The organism is Ancylobacter defluvii, assembly GCF_018390605.1.
In the GTDB taxonomy this organism is placed as follows: Bacteria; Pseudomonadota; Alphaproteobacteria; order Rhizobiales; family Xanthobacteraceae; genus Ancylobacter; species Ancylobacter defluvii.
This window is the reverse complement of record NZ_JAHBGD010000027.1, coordinates 141,521-158,047: the sequence shown is the minus strand read 5'-3', so window position 1 is coordinate 158,047 and position 16,527 is coordinate 141,521. Positions and strand designations below refer to the sequence as shown.

The following is a 16,527-nucleotide window of genomic DNA, read 5'->3' as shown; positions in this document are numbered from 1 at the left end:
AGCCGCTTTCTGCCGCCCTCCACTGCGTTCCGGCCCATCACCACCCCGTCACGAAGGCGCGACGGGGACCCCGGTTGGGTGCGGTCCGATCGTCCCCGGTCCTTGCGACTGCCATCGAGGCCGCGAAGGGCGCGGCCCGGAACTCAGGACAAGGAAGACGACAATGGCGACCATCGGCACCTTCACCTCCACCGAGAACGGCTTCACCGGCTCGATCCGCACCCTGACCCTCAACGTCAAGGCCCGCTTCCAGCGCGTCGACAACCCCTCGGAAAAGGGACCGCACTTCCGCATCTTCGCGGCGGGCTCGGTTGAACTCGGGGCGGGCTGGCAGAAGCACTCCGAGCAGACCGGCCGCGACTATCTCTCGGTCAAGCTGGACGATCCGAGCTTCCCGGCGCCGATCTACGCCACGCTGGTCGAGGTGGAAGGCGAGGACGGCCTCCAGCTCATCTGGTCCCGCCCGAACCGGGACTGATCGGGACCGCCAGACGGCCCTGCCTCTTCAGGCAGGGCCGTTCCCATGTCAGGGGAGGCCGCTTCCCTCTCAGCGGCGGCCTCACAAAGACCAGGCATTGGCTGAGGTGCGACCTTCGCGGTCTCTTGGGCCGTCGGCCTATAACCGCGCTTTCGCTTGCCTCGCAGCAGTTCAAGGAACAGCCGGACGGCCTCGTCCTCGCGTTCGAAGGAGTGGTGCTTTGCCTGTCCGCGCGCGCCGATACGCCCCCAGCGGCGGGTGAGGCAGACGTCGCCGAACAGCGTCGGTTCGATCGACAGCACGTAATAGCGGGCCATGTTGCGGGCCGGGTCCCGCCGTTCGACATAGAGCTGGTAGGGCTGCGCAATCATGAGATCAAGAATCGCGCGCGCGGCAAGCCGCGTCCAACCAGAGTTTTGAATCGGTTGGGGCCGACTGATTCATTCCGGTGAAGTCCTGGACCGCCGTCGCGCGGCGCGATCATGCCTGTCGGTCCTTGCGGTGGAACCTGTTCGTCTCGACACAGGCCTTCATATCGCCACGGCGGAACCAGATGGCGCGTCCGCAGCGCAGTGGCGCATTGCCGGCGGTGAAGACGATCTGCTCGTCGGTGCGCATGCGCAGCACCTCGTGCGGCTGGATCAGCGGGCGGGCTGCGAGCTGCTTCGAGCGCGTGCGCGAGGAGCCGGAAGCCTGTGACGACCGGCTGACCTGGTCGATCTCGACCGTGGTGGTGCCACAGTGCTTCGAGATGTAATCGGCGGTCTCGGGATCGTTGATGGCGGCGAAGCTGATCCAGCTCGCCGACTCGAACCATTTGCTGGCGGCGTCGCGTCCGCCCCAGGTCTCGCGCATCTGGCCGATCGATTGGAAAAGCAAAGTGAGGGTGATGCCGTATTTGCGGCCGGCGTCGCGCGCGGTCTCCAGGATGCGCATGAAACCCAGCCGGGCCACCTCATCGAGTAGGAACAATGCGCGGCCCGTCACCTCGCCATTGCGGTTGTAGATGGCGTTCATGAACGAGCCGATGATCACGCGTGCAAGGCCGGCATGCGTTTCCAGCGTCTTCAGATCTAGATTGATGAACACATCGGTCTGACCGGCAGCGAGATCGTCGGAGAGAAAGCTGGAACCTGACACCAGAGCGGCATAGTTGGGGTAGCTCAGCCAGTGGGTTTCCTTCACCGCATTGGCGTAGACGCCGGAGAAGGTCTCCGGCGTCATGTTGACGAAGACTGCGACGTTCTCCTTTACGAACGGCGATTGCGAGCCGTCATAGATCTCCTGCAAACGCGATCGCAGCTTCGGCTCCGGCTCGGACAGATTGGCGCGCACCTGGCGCAGCGTTTGATCCTTCTCGTCCGTGTGCCCCGACAGGCAGACGTCGGCGATGAGCGCGGTCAAGAGCTGCAAGGCCGAGGCGCGGAAGAAGTCGTCACGGACACCGCGCGCACCACCGCTGTCGCTCATGATCCACGAGGCGACCGCGGCGATGTCCTCTTCCTTCGTGCCGCCGAAACGGCCGATCCAGTCCAGCGCGTTGAATCCGGTGACCGGCTCTTTCGGGTCGAGCACATGGACGGTGCGCCCGGCCGCGCGGCGATGGTCGATCACCATGGGCGCGACCTCGTTCGAGGGATCGAGCACGATGAGCGCGCCGCCCCATTTGAGCGCGGTCGGGACAGTCACCGAGGTCGTCTTATAGCCGCCGGAACCAGCGAAGACGATGCCGTGGGAGGAGCCGAAGGAGGCGTCGAAGCAGAGCAGCGGCGAGTGACCACCCGCGCCCCAGCTCTGCCGGTCCATGGCGCGGAACGGCATGGCTGCCGCGCTGTCCCGGTCGACACGATAGCGCTCACCGACGACGATACCGCCAGTTTCGGGAAAGAGCTTTGCCGCCTTTGGCCTCGACATCCAGTCGGCGTCACCGTGAAGCGCGCGTCTGCCGTGAACGCGCTTCGGCGCCGACGCGGCGAAGGCGGCGTTACCTTTCACGGCGACGCGCAGGGCGAAGCATCCGACGATCAGAGCGGCACCGGCGCCGATCGGGTATGCCGGATCGACCTGTGCAAGCGTCGACGACCGCGACGTCGCGCGCAGCACGGCGATGATGATCGCCATCGCGCATCCCGCGACCACGCCCCATCCGGCCGGGCGGATATTGGCGGCGCCGGCGGCGGCGAAGAGGAAGATCACGCCGACCGTAGCGGCGGCCAGGAACGGCAGCGCGAGCCCGGCGCGACCGAACAGCAGGCGCTGTGCGTCGGTCTTGCCGAGTGCGGCGAGCGCCTGCTCGAACCCGGACAGGCCGATCAGCACGCCGATCATCAGCGCGACCGGCACGATCGCGAGCAGGAGCCTACTCGCCGTCATTGCCGAAGGCTTTCGCGCCGATCGCCGCGAGCCGCGCTCGTTCGGCCTCGTCAGCCTTCAACCGTCGGCCAAGCTCGATCAGCGCCCCGAGCAGGACGGCGCGTTTCTCATAGCGAAGGCCCGCCTTGGCGATCAGGCCGCCGAGCTCGATCTTTTCGCGCGTGTCCTTCTTGCGGGCTTCTGTCGATGAGGCCTGGCGCATACGCTCACACCTCGCCAGCGCCATCCGCAGCCGCGCCAGCCGCGACCTTCGTGGCCGAAACGCCGGCATCGCTTCCTGCTCCCGCCCCCTTCCTCCCGATCGTCTTTTCTCCCCTCCCGCGAAACCGGCCGGCGATCTCCTCGAACGCGGCCTGCAGCTCGCCCTCGTCGATCTCGATCTCGCCAAGGCCCGCCCTCAGTGCGAGGCGACCGATCCGCTCGGCCTCTCGCGTTTCGGCAGACTTGAGCTGTTCCTGGAGGCGGGCGATTTCCTCGCGGATTTTCGACGATGGCTTCTTCATTTCCGGTTGGACCTCCTGTTGCGCTCGGTACGGATCGCATCGGGGAAGGGTCTTCCGGACGCCCTGTGATCGAAAGGTGCAGATTTGCACGTCGGCGTAGCCGACACTTTGGTCGATCATCCCGGCCGTCGAAGGAATGGTCCAAGGGCGCAGTAATACGTCGCTGCCGCGACGCCCTGCTCCACCTGCCGCGTGGGAGCTTCCCGTGCCGGCGGGGCTCGGCCGCCGCTCCCGACGAACGCCTGTGTTCCGTTGTCGTTCGGGAGCCTGCGCCGTCTTGGCCATCACGCATTTCACGCCCCAGCTCATCTCGCGCGGCTCCGGCCGCAGCGCGGTGCTGTCTGCGGCGTATCGCCATTGCGCGCGGATGGAGCACGAGGCCGAAGGGCGGATGGTCGACTATTCCGCCAAGCGCGGGCTCCGGCATGAGGAATTTCTGCTGCCGGCCGATGCGCCGGAATGGGCACTCCGCCTGATCGCGGATCGTTCGGTCGCAGGGGCCGCGGAAGCGTTCTGGAACGCCGTCGAGGCCTTCGAGAAGCGCTCCGATGCCCAGCTCGCCAGGGAATTCATCATCGCGCTGCCGGTCGAGCTGTCGGTGGACCAGAACATCGCTCTGGTGCGCGCGTTCGTCGAGACACAGGTGCTGGCCCGCGGGCAGGTCGCGGACTGGGTATTCCACGACGAGCCGGGCAATCCGCACATTCACCTGATGACGACGTTGCGACCGCTGACCGAAGCTGGCTTCGGGTCGAAGAAGGTTGCGGTGCTCGGCGATGACGGTGCACCGCTGCGCAATGACGCCGGCAAGATCGTCTATCGGCTGTGGTCCGGTGAGAAGACCGAATTCATCGAGCAGCGCGAGAGTTGGCTCGACCTCCAGAACAGGCATCTGGCTCTTGCCGGCCTCGACATCCACGTCGACGGGCGATCCTATGCCGAGCGGGGCATTGACCTCGTGCCGACGACCCATATCGGTGTGGCGGCGAAGGCGATCGACCGGAAGGAGGGGGTGGCTGGGTGGTCGCCCAGGCTGGAGCGTGTCGCGCTCCACGAGGAGCGGAGGCTCGAGAACCGGGAGCGCATCCTGCGCCGGCCGGAAATCGTGCTCGACCTCGTCACGCGCGAGATGAGCGTCTTCACTGAGCGCGACATCGCCAAGGTGCTGCATCGCTATGTCGATGATGCCGGTACCTTCCGGCAGCTCCAAGCGCGCATCCTTCAGAGCCCGGACGTGCTGCGGCTGGAAGCTGAGCGCATCGGCTTCGCAAGCGGTGTCCGTGAGCCCGCCAAATACACGACGCGCGAGCTGATCAGGCTCGAAGCCGAGATGGCCAATCGCGCCATGTGGCTCGCCGCGCGATCCTCGTATGGCGTTCGCGAGACGGTGCTCGAGGCGGCGTTCCAGCGTCATGCCCGGCTCTCGGAAGAGCAGCGCGTGGCGATAGCCCATGTCGTCGGCGACGGACGGCTGGCCGCTGTCGTCGGTCGCGCCGGTGCCGGCAAGACCACGATGATGAAGGCCGCACAGGAGGTCTGGGAAGCGGCCGGTTATCGCGTGGTCGGCGCCGCGCTTGCCGGCAAGGCGGCCGAGGGCTTGGAGAAGGAAGCCGGCATATCCTCCCGCACGCTTGCGTCATGGGAACTGGCGTGGAGCAAGGGACGCGAGGCGCTCGACAACAAGACCGTATTCGTGCTCGACGAAGCCGGCATGGTGTCGTCGCGACAGATGGCGCTCTTCGTCGAGACCGTGGTGAAGGCTGGTGCCAAGCTGGTGCTCATCGGCGATCCCGATCAGCTTCAGCCGATCGAGGCCGGCGCGGCCTTCCGCGCCATCGCCGACCGCACCGGCTATGCCGAACTCGAGACGATCTATCGCCAGCGCGAACAATGGATGCGCGAGGCCTCGCTCGATCTCGCGCGGGGGAATGTCGCCGCAGCGCTGAAGAGCTACGAGGCGAACGGCAAGCTCGAGCCCCGAACGTTCAAGTTCGATGCCCTCAAGGCGCTGATCGAGGACTGGAGCCGTGATTACGATCCGGGGAAATCGATGCTGATCCTCGCCCATCTCCGGCGCGACGTGCGTGCGCTCAACGATATGGCGCGGGCAAAGCTGGTCGAGCGTGGCCTCGTGGAAGAAGGCCATGCCTTCCGCACCGAAGATGGTGCGCGCAACTTCGCTCCCGGCGACCAGATTGTGTTGCTGAAGAACGATGCAGCGATCGGCGTGAAGAATGGCATGATCGCCCATGTCGTCGAGGTGCGGCTAGGCTGGTTCAAGGCCATGGTCGGCGAGGGCGAACACCGTCGAAGCATTGAGGTCGACCAGCGCTTCTACGCCCATGTCGATCACGGCTATGCGACCACCATCCACAAGTCGCAAGGCGCGACCGTCGACCGGGTCAAGGTGCTCGCCACGCTCTCGCTCGACCGGCATCTCTCCTATGTGGCGCTGACCCGCCATCGCGAGGATGTCGGCCTCTACTATGGAGCGCACTCCTTCCGGAAGGCCGGCGGCCTGACGCAGATCCTGTCGCAGCATCGGGGCAAGGAAACCACGCTCGACTATGAGCGCGCCGGTTCCTATCGCGCCGCTCTGCGTTTCGCCGAGGCGCGAGGCCTGCATCTCGTCCGCGTCGCCCGCACGCTCGCCGCCGACAGGCTGCGTTGGACCATCCGGCAGAAGGACAAGCTCGCCCGTCTGGCCGGCCGCCTCGCCGTGGTCGCTGCCCGGTTCGGCCTCGGCGTCTCCTCGAAACACACCATCCCGCAAACGAACAAGGAGGCCAGACCCATGGTCGCGGGCATCACCGCATTCGCCAAATCGATCGACAAGGCCGTCGAGGACAGGCTCGCCGCCGATCCCGCCCTATCGAGGCAATGGGAGGAGGTCTCGACCCGCTTCCGCTTCGTCTTCGCCGAGCCGGAGGCCGCGTTCCGCAAGGTCGACGTCGACGGCATGATCAGGAACGCCGACACCGCCAAATCCACCCTGTCGACGATCGCCGCGAAGCCTGAGAGCTTCGGTGCACTCAAGGGCAAGACCGGCCTTCTCACCAGCCGCGCCGACCGAGAGGATCGCGAACGCGCGGCGCTGAATGTGCCGGCGCTCGCCCATGACCTCGAGCGCTATCTGCGGCTACGTGCCGAGGCCAAACGCAAGCACGAGACGGAGGAACGCGCGGCGCGCGTCAAGGTCGCGGTCGACATTCCGGCGCTGTCGTCGATGGCCAGGCAGACACTCGAAAAAGTCCGCGACGCGATCGATCGAAACGATCTGCCTGCCGCACTCGCCTTCTCCCTCGAGGACAAGATGGTGATGGCAGAGCTCGAAGGGTTCGCTCGGACCGTCAACGAGCGGTTCAGCGAGCGGTCCATGCTTGCCAACAGAGCGAAGACACCTGACGGACCCACCTTCGAGAAGCTTGCCACCGGCATGAGCGCCGGCCAGCGCGATGAGCTGAAATCTGCCTGGTCAACGATGCGCACGGCGCAGCAGCTCGCCGCCCAGCAGCGCACCGCCGAGGGGTTGAAGCAGGCCGAGGCGATGCGCCAGGGGCAGCGACAAGGGTTGTCGCTCAAATGACGGTCGGTGCGTCTGTGGATATCGGAAGAGCAGCCGGAAGGTGGAGGGGCGAGACGCGGCGGCGGGCGCTCGCGATCCTGGTCGGCGGCGGGGTTGTGATGGCGGTGATCGCCGTTCCGGGTTGGCTCGGTGGATTGCGCATCAACCTGACTCCGAGCGAGCCGCTCGGGCTGTGGCGGATCGTGCCGCTCGATCGCCCCGCCGCCATCGGGGATCTCATCTTCATCTGTGCGCCGCCGGGGCCGGTCTTGGCCTTCGGCCTCGAGCGCGGATATTTCCGGCGGGGCTCATGCCCGGGCGGCGCCGCGCCGCTCATCAAGACCGTCGCGGCGCTCGCCGGCAGCCGCATCGAAATCGGCACCGACGTCGTGATCGATGGAGCCGCCCTGCCCCGCTCCAAACTGATCATACGCGACGGCGCCGGGCGCGCGCTCACCCCCTGGACCGGCGGCATCGTTCCGGCTGGCCAGATCTTCGTTCATTCCCCTTTCGCAGGTTCCTATGACTCCCGCTATTTCGGGCCAATCCCCGACGCCGGCCTTCTTGGCCCGGCGTGGCCGATCCTCACCGCCCATCCCTGATCGTTGGCGCCCTGCCCTGCTTCTCATCGCGGCCGTCGCCACCGGCTGGATTGGATGGTCCGGGCATGTCCCGACGTTGCCGCTCGCCATGCTGTTCCCGGCGCTTTGGGCGTGGGCGCCGGACCGGGTTACAGCAGCGGCGGTGTCGATGGGGTATTTCCTCGCGGCCTCCCGGGGCCTGCCGCAGGGCGTTTCTGCCTTCTATGCCGCCGATATCTGGCCCGGACTTGGCCTATGGATCGGCGCGTCGTGTCTGTTTGTCGGGGTTCACGCTGCGCTATGGACAACACAACCGGGATGGACACGCGCGCTTCGTTATCTGGCGGCTGCTGTCCTGATGGCGTTTCCGCCGTTTGGGATCACGGGGTGGGCGCATCCCGTGACGGCTGCCGGTGTACTCTTCCCCGGCTGGGGCTGGTGGGGGCTCACGGCTACGGTCGTGATGTTGCTCGTCATGACGACGCGTGCCTGGCCGGTCATGATGTTGATCCTCGCTGGGCTGTGGCTGTGGTCGGCGACGAACCGGACTGAGCCGGCACCGCCCATGGGTTGGAGGGGCGCTGACCTCGCTCTCGGGCGAAATCTTGGCCGCGAGCGATCGCTTGCCTATCAGGACATGCTCATCGCCTTGGTGCGTGAGCGGGCCGCAAGCGGTGCCCACGTTGTGATCCTGCCGGAAAGTGCGCTCGGGTTCTGGACCCCGACCCTCGAAGGCCTCTGGAAGAACGCGCTGCGTGATTCCGACGTTACACTTCTCGCCGGCGCGGCGGTGCTCGACCGGCATGGCTACGACAATGTGATGGTGGCAATTTCCACCGGCGAGGCGAGCGTTCTCTATCGCGAGCGAATGCCCGTACCCGTTTCTATGTGGCAGCCCTGGACGACATGGACCGGAGCGGGGGGCGGTGCCCGGGCCCACTTTTTTGCCAACCCGATTGCCGAACTCGATGACGTCCGGATCGCGCCGGTCATCTGCTACGAACAGCTCATCGTCTGGCCCATTCTTCAATCGATGTGGTTCGGCGCAGAGACGATCATCGCGGCCGGCAATGGCTGGTGGACTGAAGGGTCCTCGATCGTCGACATCCAGAAGGCCAGCATGGTTGCATGGGCGCGGCTGTTCGCCGTTCCCCTGGTGATGTCGTTTAACACCTGAAGCAAGGAGAGACGGGAATGGTCGATGCCGCCCTCCAAGGCAGAGATCGCACGTTCGAATCGTGTTGGGCGCGCCACTTCGGTACAAAACTGCGAACGCCGTTCGCCGCCGCTCCTACGCTTGATGCGGCAGCCAACGTGCGCAGAAGGTCCGATTTATTTCCCATGAGCCGAATCTCTGACTTGCTCACCACCTCGACGCGTTGAGCGAGCGCGCGAAGATGGTCGCGGTGATACTCGCCGGTCTCGGTGCGCAGCTTTGCGCGGGCGACCTCGGAGAAGTGCTTCAGGCTCTCGACGGTAACTTTCGGGCCAGTCCTCTCCACAGCCGCTTGCGCGCGCTCGGCGTCGGCCTGGGCCTGGTCGCGAATCGCGGTCAGCTCGGCGATGCGGTCCTTCAATGAGAGATCGGCCATGTTGATGAGGCCGTTTTCGATCGCCTCATAAAGGCGCTTCAGCTTAGCCTCGGACTCCGTCGCCCGCTTGTTGAGCTCGGTGATGTGGTTGCGCCGCCGCTCGACCCATTCCTCGCGCCGATCAAGAAGCTGTTCCAGAAGGACGGAAAGGCGTTCGGGGTCGAGGATGCGCCGTTCCAGATGATCGATGACGGCGCGGTCAAGCCGGTCCATACGGACCGCAAGACCCTTGCAGCCGGTTTTGCCCATGCGCGCTGTCGTCGAACAGGCGTAGTAGCGATACATGCCGCCGGAACTGCCCTTGCCGGTCCGGAGCGTCATGGCGCCACCGCAGCTGGCGCAGAAGCAGATGCCAGTCAGAAGCGTCGGGCCGCTCACCTCGCGTGGCGGCGTCCATTGCGGGCTTCGCGCCCTGAGGTTCGCTTGCACGGCGCGGAACTCAGCCTCGGTGATGATCGAAGGGACCTGGGCAATCGCGTGCTCGGCTTCCGGTTTGGGGGCTCGGGTCTTGTGGTCCCGCGTGTTGAACCGATGCTCCCCGATATAGGTGGTTCGGGTCAGGATCTGATGGACGGAAGCGATCCCCCAGCGCCCGCCATCGCGGGTGCGGATGTTGCGCTCATTGAGGTAAGCGGTGATCGATTTGATCCCCATCGGGCTGCCGTTGCGCTGCGGATCACCCGTCAGGGCCAGCCTGTAGATTAGCCGGACCGTGTCGGCATGGATCGGATCGATCTCCAGCTTCTTCTTGACCTTGGAGCCGCGCTGGCCGGCAATCACGATGCGGTAGCCGATGGGAGGGCGTGAGCCGTTCCAATAGCCCTGACGGGCATTCTCCTTCATCGCCCGCAGGGTGTGCTTCGCATTTTCCTTCGACTGGTACTCGTCAAACAGCGTCATGATCTGGCGCATCATGACGCTCATGGGATCGTCGCCGAGGTCCTGGGTGATGGAGATCAGCCGCACGCCGTTCTTCGCGAGCTTGCGGACATAAAACTCGAACTGGAACTGATCGCGGAAGAAGCGCGAGAAGCTGTGAACGATGATGACGCCGAAGGGTGCGGGCCTCGTCAGGGCGGCATCGATCATCGCCTGAAAGGCGGGACGCCGATCATCGGTAGCGGTATTGCCGGGCTCAACGAACTCCGCGACCCGCTCCCAACCCTTCGCTTGGCAGTAATTTTCGATCTGCCGGCGCTGATCGGGAATGGAGAGATCGCTATCAGCCTGTCGCCCGGTTGAGACGCGGAGATAGAGAGCGGCTCGCTCCGCGACGCCGGTTGTAGCTCCTACATTCCGCTCCGCTGCATGTCTGGCCACGTCCGGCGTCTCCTCTCACGGAAGAGGGCCGAACAGCTCGTCGAGCACCTCTGCGAAGTGGGCTTCGATGACCCGCAGCTCGACTTCCGTTATCGGCAGCACCTGGGGCCAGTCATCGGTCACGCGGATTCTAGCACGGTCAGATTCGATGGGGCGCGGATTATCAGAAGGCCCCGGCGTCTCTCTCGCATAGGCGTAAAGGTCCACCGGCAATGTGCCGTGGGGCGCACGCACGCGGGAACATCGATTTCGGAGCATACGGCATTTGGACATTTCGCCAGTCTGGATGGCTGACGGGCTTCACGAAATAGCCGTTACGCACGCCGCGGCTTCCGATGGTTGCCGGGTGAATGAGACGTGTCAGCTCGGCCGGTCTAGCCGGCCATTTTCCGCTGTCGAGCATGTCCACTTGCTTTCGATCAGCTCGATTGCGGCCCGCACGCAGTTCCGACCCCTTGCGGCCCCTCGGCTCCCCTCAGCGACGTCTGCTTTGCGCCGCCATTCCGGTCGTTCTGGCTGACTTTCCAAAATCCTGAAAGCGGACGTCGTTTAATGCGGGGCACCGCCACCGGCTTTGTCCGATGCCCTGCCGTCAGGGCGGATTTTCCACTTATGCAATCGGGGCCCATCAGGACTTTCGGGACTCGGGACTAGCCATCCATACCTATTGCTCGCACCATCCCACTTTGCCCTTGGACATGCCGGACGGCGTCCCGAATTCTCGGGATCGCATTGCGAGGGCACCGTACCGCTCACGACCGAGGAACTGATCGACATGCAACGCGCCCGAGAGATCCTCGCCGCAGACGAGCTGCCTTGGGTCGGCTAGATTAGAGCAAGAGTGATCGAAAATTCGGGCGGTGAACCCAGCCAATGAATTGCCCTAAAAGAAAAGCCCGGATACAGTCGAGGAATTAGGGGAGAGAGCACTTCGTCCGAATGCGCTCCCTCACCCTCAAGCCCCACTGGGATTCGGCGACTGTTCGATATGCTGCTCTATCTCCTGCGGTTGACCAACGGAGCGGTCAGCCCGAGTTGGGTGCCGGTATTGCAGCGAGAACCGGTGGAAGCCAATTTGGATCGGTGAAGTCCGTCTGGCAGAACCAGTTATCGACAGCCAGAGCGGCATACATGGTGCGGCTCCACCCGTTAAGGTCGGCGCCCGATCCTTGGGCATTCTCCAACAGATACGATCGGTAGTCCGCAGGCGTCAGACGGGACAGTATCCCGGCGCGCGAGGCGACGATGCGGGTCAGTTCGCCGCCCGCCTGCAGCTCGAAACGGGACGCGATGTCATAGTCCTCGAAATGTCTGACCGCGCGTTGCCTGTCGACCGCGGGCCAGGCATCCGGGGGACGGCATATGTATTCCATCACCAATGGTTTCGCCGTCGTGAGCCGGCCGAAGATCCAACGCTGCTGGAAGAACTGGTCGGCGTCGAAATAGGGATGGAGCGTCTGGTCAACATTGGCCGCTCCGAAGCTGCTTCCCTTGCCGGTATTACAGTCCCGGCAGCACGGCACGAGGTTTGCTGGAGAAACCGAGTGTGCCGGAAAGTTCGCCTTCGGCAAGTAATGGTCCAGCGTATGCACTTGGCCCAACCCCGCACAGAAGGGGCAGAGGCCCTTGGCGGCGACCATGATGTCGTCGTAGACCTTCCTCGACGGCCCCTTGGCTTGGACCATGTAGGCCGAATAGAGGTCGTTGAGCGACTTTTTCGTCAAGGTGCCGATGATGACGGCTCCGGGATTTCCCCTGGCGACCCGTGGAAGGCTCGCCCAAGACTTGGCGGCGCTCGCTGACGCGAAATCGCCCGCTGCCGTCGTCATGTGGTTCCTGTTCGAGACATACGCCGATCGGACTGCGATGTCGGTGACCTCGGCCACACACAGGTCGTAAACATCGACCGGATCGTTGGGCGGTAACGTCAACTTCCTCATGACAGCGTCGATCTGCTAGAATCACGCTCGGCGACCATGGCCCTGAGAATGCCCCTGGCCTCCATCCCGATCTGGCCGCCGTGTTCGGCGATGATCTCGTCGTACGTTCCCCCTGCTCGCACGGCACGTGCGAGCAGATCGTGGAAACCGGATTTTATGACCTCAAGGCCGAAAACCTCGCGGGTCAGGACGCCAGCGTTCTCGCCGAACGTCTCGATGGTGGGCGGTGTGACGACCATCGAGAGCCGCTGCCTGATCACCACGGAGGCGCAGGATCGAGGCACCTCCTGCAATACGACGGGCGAGTGGGTGGCGATGATGGCCACGCCGTTCCGGTTGTGGAGTAGTTCGCTGATGGCTCGGGTGAAAGCGGATAGCAACGGCGGATGGAGATGGCTCTCAGGCTCGTCGATGAGAACGAGGGTCTTTTCCTCCACCTTGGCCACTAGCCGCGATATCGTCAGCAGGACGACAGCGTGCCCCGAGCTCATCTTGTCGACGATGCTGCGGGACTCGCGTTGGAGGACGTCACCCGAATAGGTGACAAGCTGCCCCAGGTTCATCAGCGCGAAATTCTCGTCGGACTCCAGCGTCCTGATGGCCGTCAACCAACGCGTGGTTCTGCCCGAGTCGGAGAAGCACTCACGCAGGCTCGTGGCGCATTCGTCCCGCAGTGCGGTCAGGGATTTCAGCAGGATGCCCCCGTCGTCCTCGCCATCTTTCAGGCCGAGGTAATAGTACCGCGTCCCTTTCTCGGGATCCGGTTGTTCGGCTGGCGGCTTGAACGGATCGAAGGCGCTGAATGCGACCGATATCAGGCTGCTGAAATACGTGCGTTCTATCGGAGTATTGCCGAAGAGACCGGGGCGGTAGAACGCGGCCTGCGTTTCGGTGGGCGCCATGATGGCACGGACCATGTCGTTGAGGATCGTTGTCTTACCGACGCCGTTTCGCCCGATCAGGGCATGGATGTTAGTGCTGGGCTTGGACCCGGCGACTACCTTAAAGCGCATTTCGACAGCGGCCATGGTGTCGGACTGCGGGCGAGCGAAACCAAAGTCGAAATCGGTCAAGGGTGCGCGACCGTCGAGCACCCTCTTGAACTGGCCGTCCTTTTCCAACGAGGACACGCTGACCGACCTGAGCAGTGAGGTGCGAAACACCCGCTGTCCAGATGCAATGCGCTGGTATGCCTCGTCGAATGCCATATCGCGAAGGCCTCGGAGATAGGCTTCCGCAGTCTCGGCAGAAAGGTTGCTGCGGATCTTCTGATAGTACTCGACGTCCTGACCTAGGGAAAAATAGTGCTGTGGTAGGACATCGAACTGTTCTTCTAGGGTGGTGTAGGTGCTTATGTCTTCCGTCTGACTCACGAAACCGATCTTGACGGCTCCCAAGTCGGCCCGCTTGCCCGCGGCGTCGAAGACGACCACGTCGAACATCGTCACGAACGAATAGTCGTTCCAGTGATCGATCTTTAGGAAAGCGACATCGTTCCCGGAGCTTGGGAAAGTCATCGTGCGCGCGATGATGTGAAAGCGCATGTCCACCGTGTCTCTGTTCGTCGGCGGGACTTAAGCGGAACTCCTCAGGTCCCGCAACGCATTCGCCGCCGTTTCCGACATGTTTATGGTTGCGTCGGCATCATTCTGGAGCGCTGGCGTGGATCACGCGGAGCTTGGAATCCCATGCATACGCCCCAATGTCTGCTCAAAATAGGCCCTGGGCCAGAAGCTGACCATCTGCTACCGGCCCCAGAGCGGTAGTGATCCGCGACGTTTCTCCCTTGGCCAATCAAGGCCGAGGAGAACTCACTTGGGCCATTCTCAATTCGATGATGCTATCCGCGGGCGTGCAGCTTGGAGCGCTGGAAAGAAGGTCGGCACCAAGCGTCCGTTCACCCAGAAGCAGATCTGGGCTATTCGCTTCTTCCTTGATCGCGAAAGGCGCATTCGGGATCGTGCGCTGTTTGATCTGGCGGTCGACAGCAAGCTTCGCGGCTGCGATCTGGTCAAGATCAGGATCCGCGATGTGGTCGCCGGACCGGAAATCAAAACCCGAGGGATCGTCGTTCAGCAGAAGACCGCGATACGATCGTCTTTGATCGAGCCGTTAATCCCACAGGAGGCCAAGCCTCAATGCCAGCAAATGAGCGTAGCCGGCCGACTGCCTCCTACCCAAACGCTAGGCCAAGTCCGTTATCGCATTTTAGGCGCCAAGAAGTCGTCCATCCGGTTTCGGCTCCCGGCTGTGCCGTTTGATGAAACAGAACAAATGGCAAGTTTTCGGCGACGGCCGCAGCACTCCAAACGGCGACAAGGGGGTCGGGTGTAGAACGGCAGCTTTTACAGTTTCTAGGCCAGAAGCGGACAGGCAGCAGACGGCCCCAAGCCGGACGTTCAAACATGCACCGGCAAGGTTTGTTTCTGGCGAGTTCACCACCGACGGACTAGGCAATCCTCCGCGTGGTTGCGTTTTTTGCACGGGCGTTGCATCGGGCATTCCGACCGATCCGCCCCACGAGTGCGACGTGGTCACTCGGGATAAGTCTCACTCCGGTCCGGTAGATCCTTGTGGAACAGGATGAACACCAAGGGGTTGCCGGGCTCGGCCATCGCGTCGCTCCGCTGGCCGGTCACCTCTCCGGCCACGCCGCTTGTGTATTCGGCAACCACTTCGCCGAAGCTGTCGCGCTGGATGGCGACCTTCTGTCCAGGCTCCACCTTGTCATTGAGTGTGACCAGATGCTCGACGATCCCGCCTTCGGTTGCCAGGATCGGGAAGGCGCTGTTGCCGACGAAGACGCTCACGTCCTTCCCCGTGCGTCCCATCGGCCCGGCCACGATGCCGTGGTGCTTCAGGACGTTCATCGTGCCTTCCACGAACAGCGCGATCATCCCCAGGTCGAGGACGCGTGCCGCGCCGATTTCCGGCGTGAAGGCGGGGATGCCCACATCCATGAAGGCGTTGTGCAGCACACCCGGATAGACGTGATTGTCGAAGATCTGACCCACCGGATAGAGCTCCACCATCGCCTTGACCTCGGGCACGTCCATGCCGCCGATATTGAAGGCGGTGACCTCGAACCCAGTTGTTCCCGTATGGAAGTCGATGGCGGCATCGGCGTTCGGCCGCAGCAGCCGATTGAACAGCAGGCCGGCATGTCGGCTGGGGGCGGTGAGGCCGTTTTCATTGCCCGGCCATTCCCGGTTCATGTCGATCAGATCGGCGCCTCTGCCGGCATTGGGCCATCGGCGCTGCATGCCCTCCATAGCCGGGCGGGACACGTCGGTGACTGCCATAACGGTGCCCGACATCTGCGCCGGATCGAGCTGGTTCATAACCGTCTGGACCGTATGCACGGAACTAATTTCGTCGCCATGCACGCCGCTGACCAGAACGACACGCTTGCCCGGCTGCGCGCCCCTGGCGACGGTCACGGACACATACCAGTGCTGTCCGGTGGGCATCTCGACGCCCTGAAAATATAGAAGATGCTTCCTTCCCGGCTCCAGGTCGTCGACGTCCAGCGCGCTGACGACCTTTCTCCCCTGGATGACATCGCCGGTATACACCGTTGCTGATGCAGCGCCGTAAGCCGGACTGGAAGCGGTGTGCGTCGAGCCCTGGGCGCTGGCGGAAGGGGCATTGGCGACGAGCCCAGCCGACGCACCGATCGTCGCAACGGACGCGATCATGAAATCGCGGCGGTCGAGGAACTCGTTTGGCTTGTCCGACATGACGTGGATCCTTCCGGTGAGTTGCCCGCCCTTCTCCGAGCATGGTTACGCCCAGCGACGCTGAGTGCAATGCTGCCGGGAGCGCAGGTAGCCGCGTCATTCGCTCTCGTCCGACTGACCGCCGAACATCCGTAACCTGGAGCAAGCCGTAGGCCGGCTCCTGGGAGTCCGGATCATTCCGCGTCTTTCACCCGCCCGAATGAGCAAGTCACTCACACTCCACCTTACGCGATGGCCAGCCCCTGCCGGTCCGCCGCGGCGGGGTCAAGGCCGTAGCCGCGTGAGCGGTGGCGCGAAGCGCCAGCCTTGACGCGGCTGCGACGGACCGGCCTACTGGTTCTGCGCGGAAGCCCTTTTCTGTGAATGGCGTTGGTCGGCAAGCGGACCTGTCATCGAACGGCGATAGATTGCGGGCTTCCCGTTGACGTCGATCGC

At 63.8% G+C, this 16,527-nt stretch carries 12 protein-coding genes and 1 pseudogene; 5 read left to right on the top strand and 8 right to left on the bottom strand.

The window, feature by feature from the left end; genetic code table 11:
* Positions 1 to 163 precede the first annotated feature (163 nt).
* Positions 164 to 478 carry a DUF736 domain-containing protein gene (locus KHC24_RS23065; RefSeq protein WP_213366388.1) on the top strand — a complete coding sequence of 105 codons (315 nt, stop codon included), beginning with the start codon at positions 164 to 166 and terminating at the stop codon, positions 476 to 478.
* Between the two features lie 134 nt (positions 479 to 612).
* On the opposite strand, the pseudogene KHC24_RS25275 reads toward KHC24_RS23065, so the two are convergent.
* The 4 genes and pseudogenes from KHC24_RS25275 to traC form a co-directional block, all read right to left on the bottom strand.
* A pseudogene (locus tag KHC24_RS25275) lies at positions 613 to 849 on the bottom strand (WGR domain-containing protein); the annotation flags it as partial.
* Positions 850 to 958: 109 nt separating this feature from the next.
* Positions 959 to 2,851, bottom strand: a complete 1,893-nt coding sequence (traG, locus tag KHC24_RS23055; protein WP_213366382.1) for a Ti-type conjugative transfer system protein TraG — start codon at positions 2,849 to 2,851, stop codon at positions 959 to 961.
* Positions 2,838 to 3,077: a type IV conjugative transfer system coupling protein TraD gene (gene traD / locus KHC24_RS23050; RefSeq protein ID WP_373878557.1), complete on the bottom strand. Its 240-nt coding sequence runs from the start codon at positions 3,075 to 3,077 to the stop codon at positions 2,838 to 2,840. Before traD ends, traG begins: the two co-directional genes overlap by 14 nt.
* A complete protein-coding gene (gene traC, locus KHC24_RS23045) occupies positions 3,058 to 3,354 on the bottom strand; it encodes a conjugal transfer protein TraC (protein ID WP_213366379.1) in 297 nt (98 codons plus the stop codon). Before traC ends, traD begins: the two co-directional genes overlap by 20 nt.
* Positions 3,355 to 3,631: 277 nt before the next feature.
* Here traC and traA point away from each other — a divergent pair, with 277 nt between their 5' ends.
* The 3 genes from traA (at position 3,632) to KHC24_RS23030 (ending at position 8,677) form a co-directional block, all read left to right on the top strand.
* Positions 3,632 to 6,940 (top strand): Ti-type conjugative transfer relaxase TraA, encoded by a 3,309-nt coding sequence (gene traA, locus KHC24_RS23040; protein WP_213366376.1) that lies wholly within the window; start codon positions 3,632 to 3,634, stop codon positions 6,938 to 6,940.
* Between the two features lie 98 nt (positions 6,941 to 7,038).
* The gene (traF, locus tag KHC24_RS23035) at positions 7,039 to 7,521 is read left to right on the top strand and encodes a conjugative transfer signal peptidase TraF (protein ID WP_246547541.1); all 483 of its coding nucleotides are present in this window, start codon (positions 7,039 to 7,041) and stop codon (positions 7,519 to 7,521) included.
* A gap of 16 nt (positions 7,522 to 7,537) precedes the next feature.
* The gene (locus tag KHC24_RS23030; protein ID WP_246547596.1) at positions 7,538 to 8,677 is read left to right on the top strand and encodes a conjugal transfer protein TraB; all 1,140 of its coding nucleotides are present in this window, start codon (positions 7,538 to 7,540) and stop codon (positions 8,675 to 8,677) included.
* Here KHC24_RS23030 and KHC24_RS23025 read toward each other — a convergent pair.
* The 3 genes from KHC24_RS23025 to KHC24_RS23015 form a co-directional block, all read right to left on the bottom strand.
* The gene (locus tag KHC24_RS23025) at positions 8,667 to 10,412 is read right to left on the bottom strand and encodes a recombinase family protein (protein ID WP_213366366.1); all 1,746 of its coding nucleotides are present in this window, start codon (positions 10,410 to 10,412) and stop codon (positions 8,667 to 8,669) included. The two genes, KHC24_RS23030 and KHC24_RS23025, sit on opposite strands and share 11 nt — an antisense overlap.
* A 1,025-nt stretch (positions 10,413 to 11,437) precedes the next feature.
* Positions 11,438 to 12,352, bottom strand: a complete 915-nt coding sequence (locus tag KHC24_RS23020) for an HNH endonuclease (protein WP_213366365.1) — start codon at positions 12,350 to 12,352, stop codon at positions 11,438 to 11,440.
* Positions 12,349 to 13,896 (bottom strand): AAA family ATPase, encoded by a 1,548-nt coding sequence (locus KHC24_RS23015; protein ID WP_213366363.1) that lies wholly within the window; start codon positions 13,894 to 13,896, stop codon positions 12,349 to 12,351. Before KHC24_RS23015 ends, KHC24_RS23020 begins: the two co-directional genes overlap by 4 nt.
* Before the next feature lie 271 nt (positions 13,897 to 14,167).
* Here KHC24_RS23015 and KHC24_RS25270 point away from each other — a divergent pair, with 271 nt between their 5' ends.
* A complete protein-coding gene (locus tag KHC24_RS25270) occupies positions 14,168 to 14,686 on the top strand; it encodes a site-specific integrase (RefSeq protein ID WP_246547539.1) in 519 nt (172 codons plus the stop codon).
* 200 nt (positions 14,687 to 14,886) lie between these two features.
* Here KHC24_RS25270 and KHC24_RS23005 read toward each other — a convergent pair whose 3' ends face one another.
* Positions 14,887 to 16,092 carry a M14 family metallopeptidase gene (locus tag KHC24_RS23005; RefSeq protein WP_213366361.1) on the bottom strand — a complete coding sequence of 402 codons (1,206 nt, stop codon included), beginning with the start codon at positions 16,090 to 16,092 and terminating at the stop codon, positions 14,887 to 14,889.
* Positions 16,093 to 16,527: the final 435 nt, after the last annotated feature.

Coding starts and splice junctions, on each gene's coding strand:
- KHC24_RS23005 (WP_213366361.1), bottom strand. CDS start 16,092: ATGTCGGACAAGCCAAACGAGTTCCTCGACCGCCGCGATTTCATGATC.
- traF (WP_246547541.1), top strand. CDS start 7,039: ATGGCGGTGATCGCCGTTCCGGGTTGGCTCGGTGGATTGCGCATCAAC.
- KHC24_RS23065 (WP_213366388.1), top strand. CDS start 164: ATGGCGACCATCGGCACCTTCACCTCCACCGAGAACGGCTTCACCGGC.
- KHC24_RS23020 (WP_213366365.1), bottom strand. CDS start 12,352: ATGAGGAAGTTGACGTTACCGCCCAACGATCCGGTCGATGTTTACGAC.
- traC (WP_213366379.1), bottom strand. CDS start 3,354: ATGAAGAAGCCATCGTCGAAAATCCGCGAGGAAATCGCCCGCCTCCAG.
- KHC24_RS23015 (WP_213366363.1), bottom strand. CDS start 13,896: ATGCGCTTTCACATCATCGCGCGCACGATGACTTTCCCAAGCTCCGGG.
- traD (WP_373878557.1), bottom strand. CDS start 3,077: ATGGCGCTGGCGAGGTGTGAGCGTATGCGCCAGGCCTCATCGACAGAA.
- traG (WP_213366382.1), bottom strand. CDS start 2,851: ATGACGGCGAGTAGGCTCCTGCTCGCGATCGTGCCGGTCGCGCTGATG.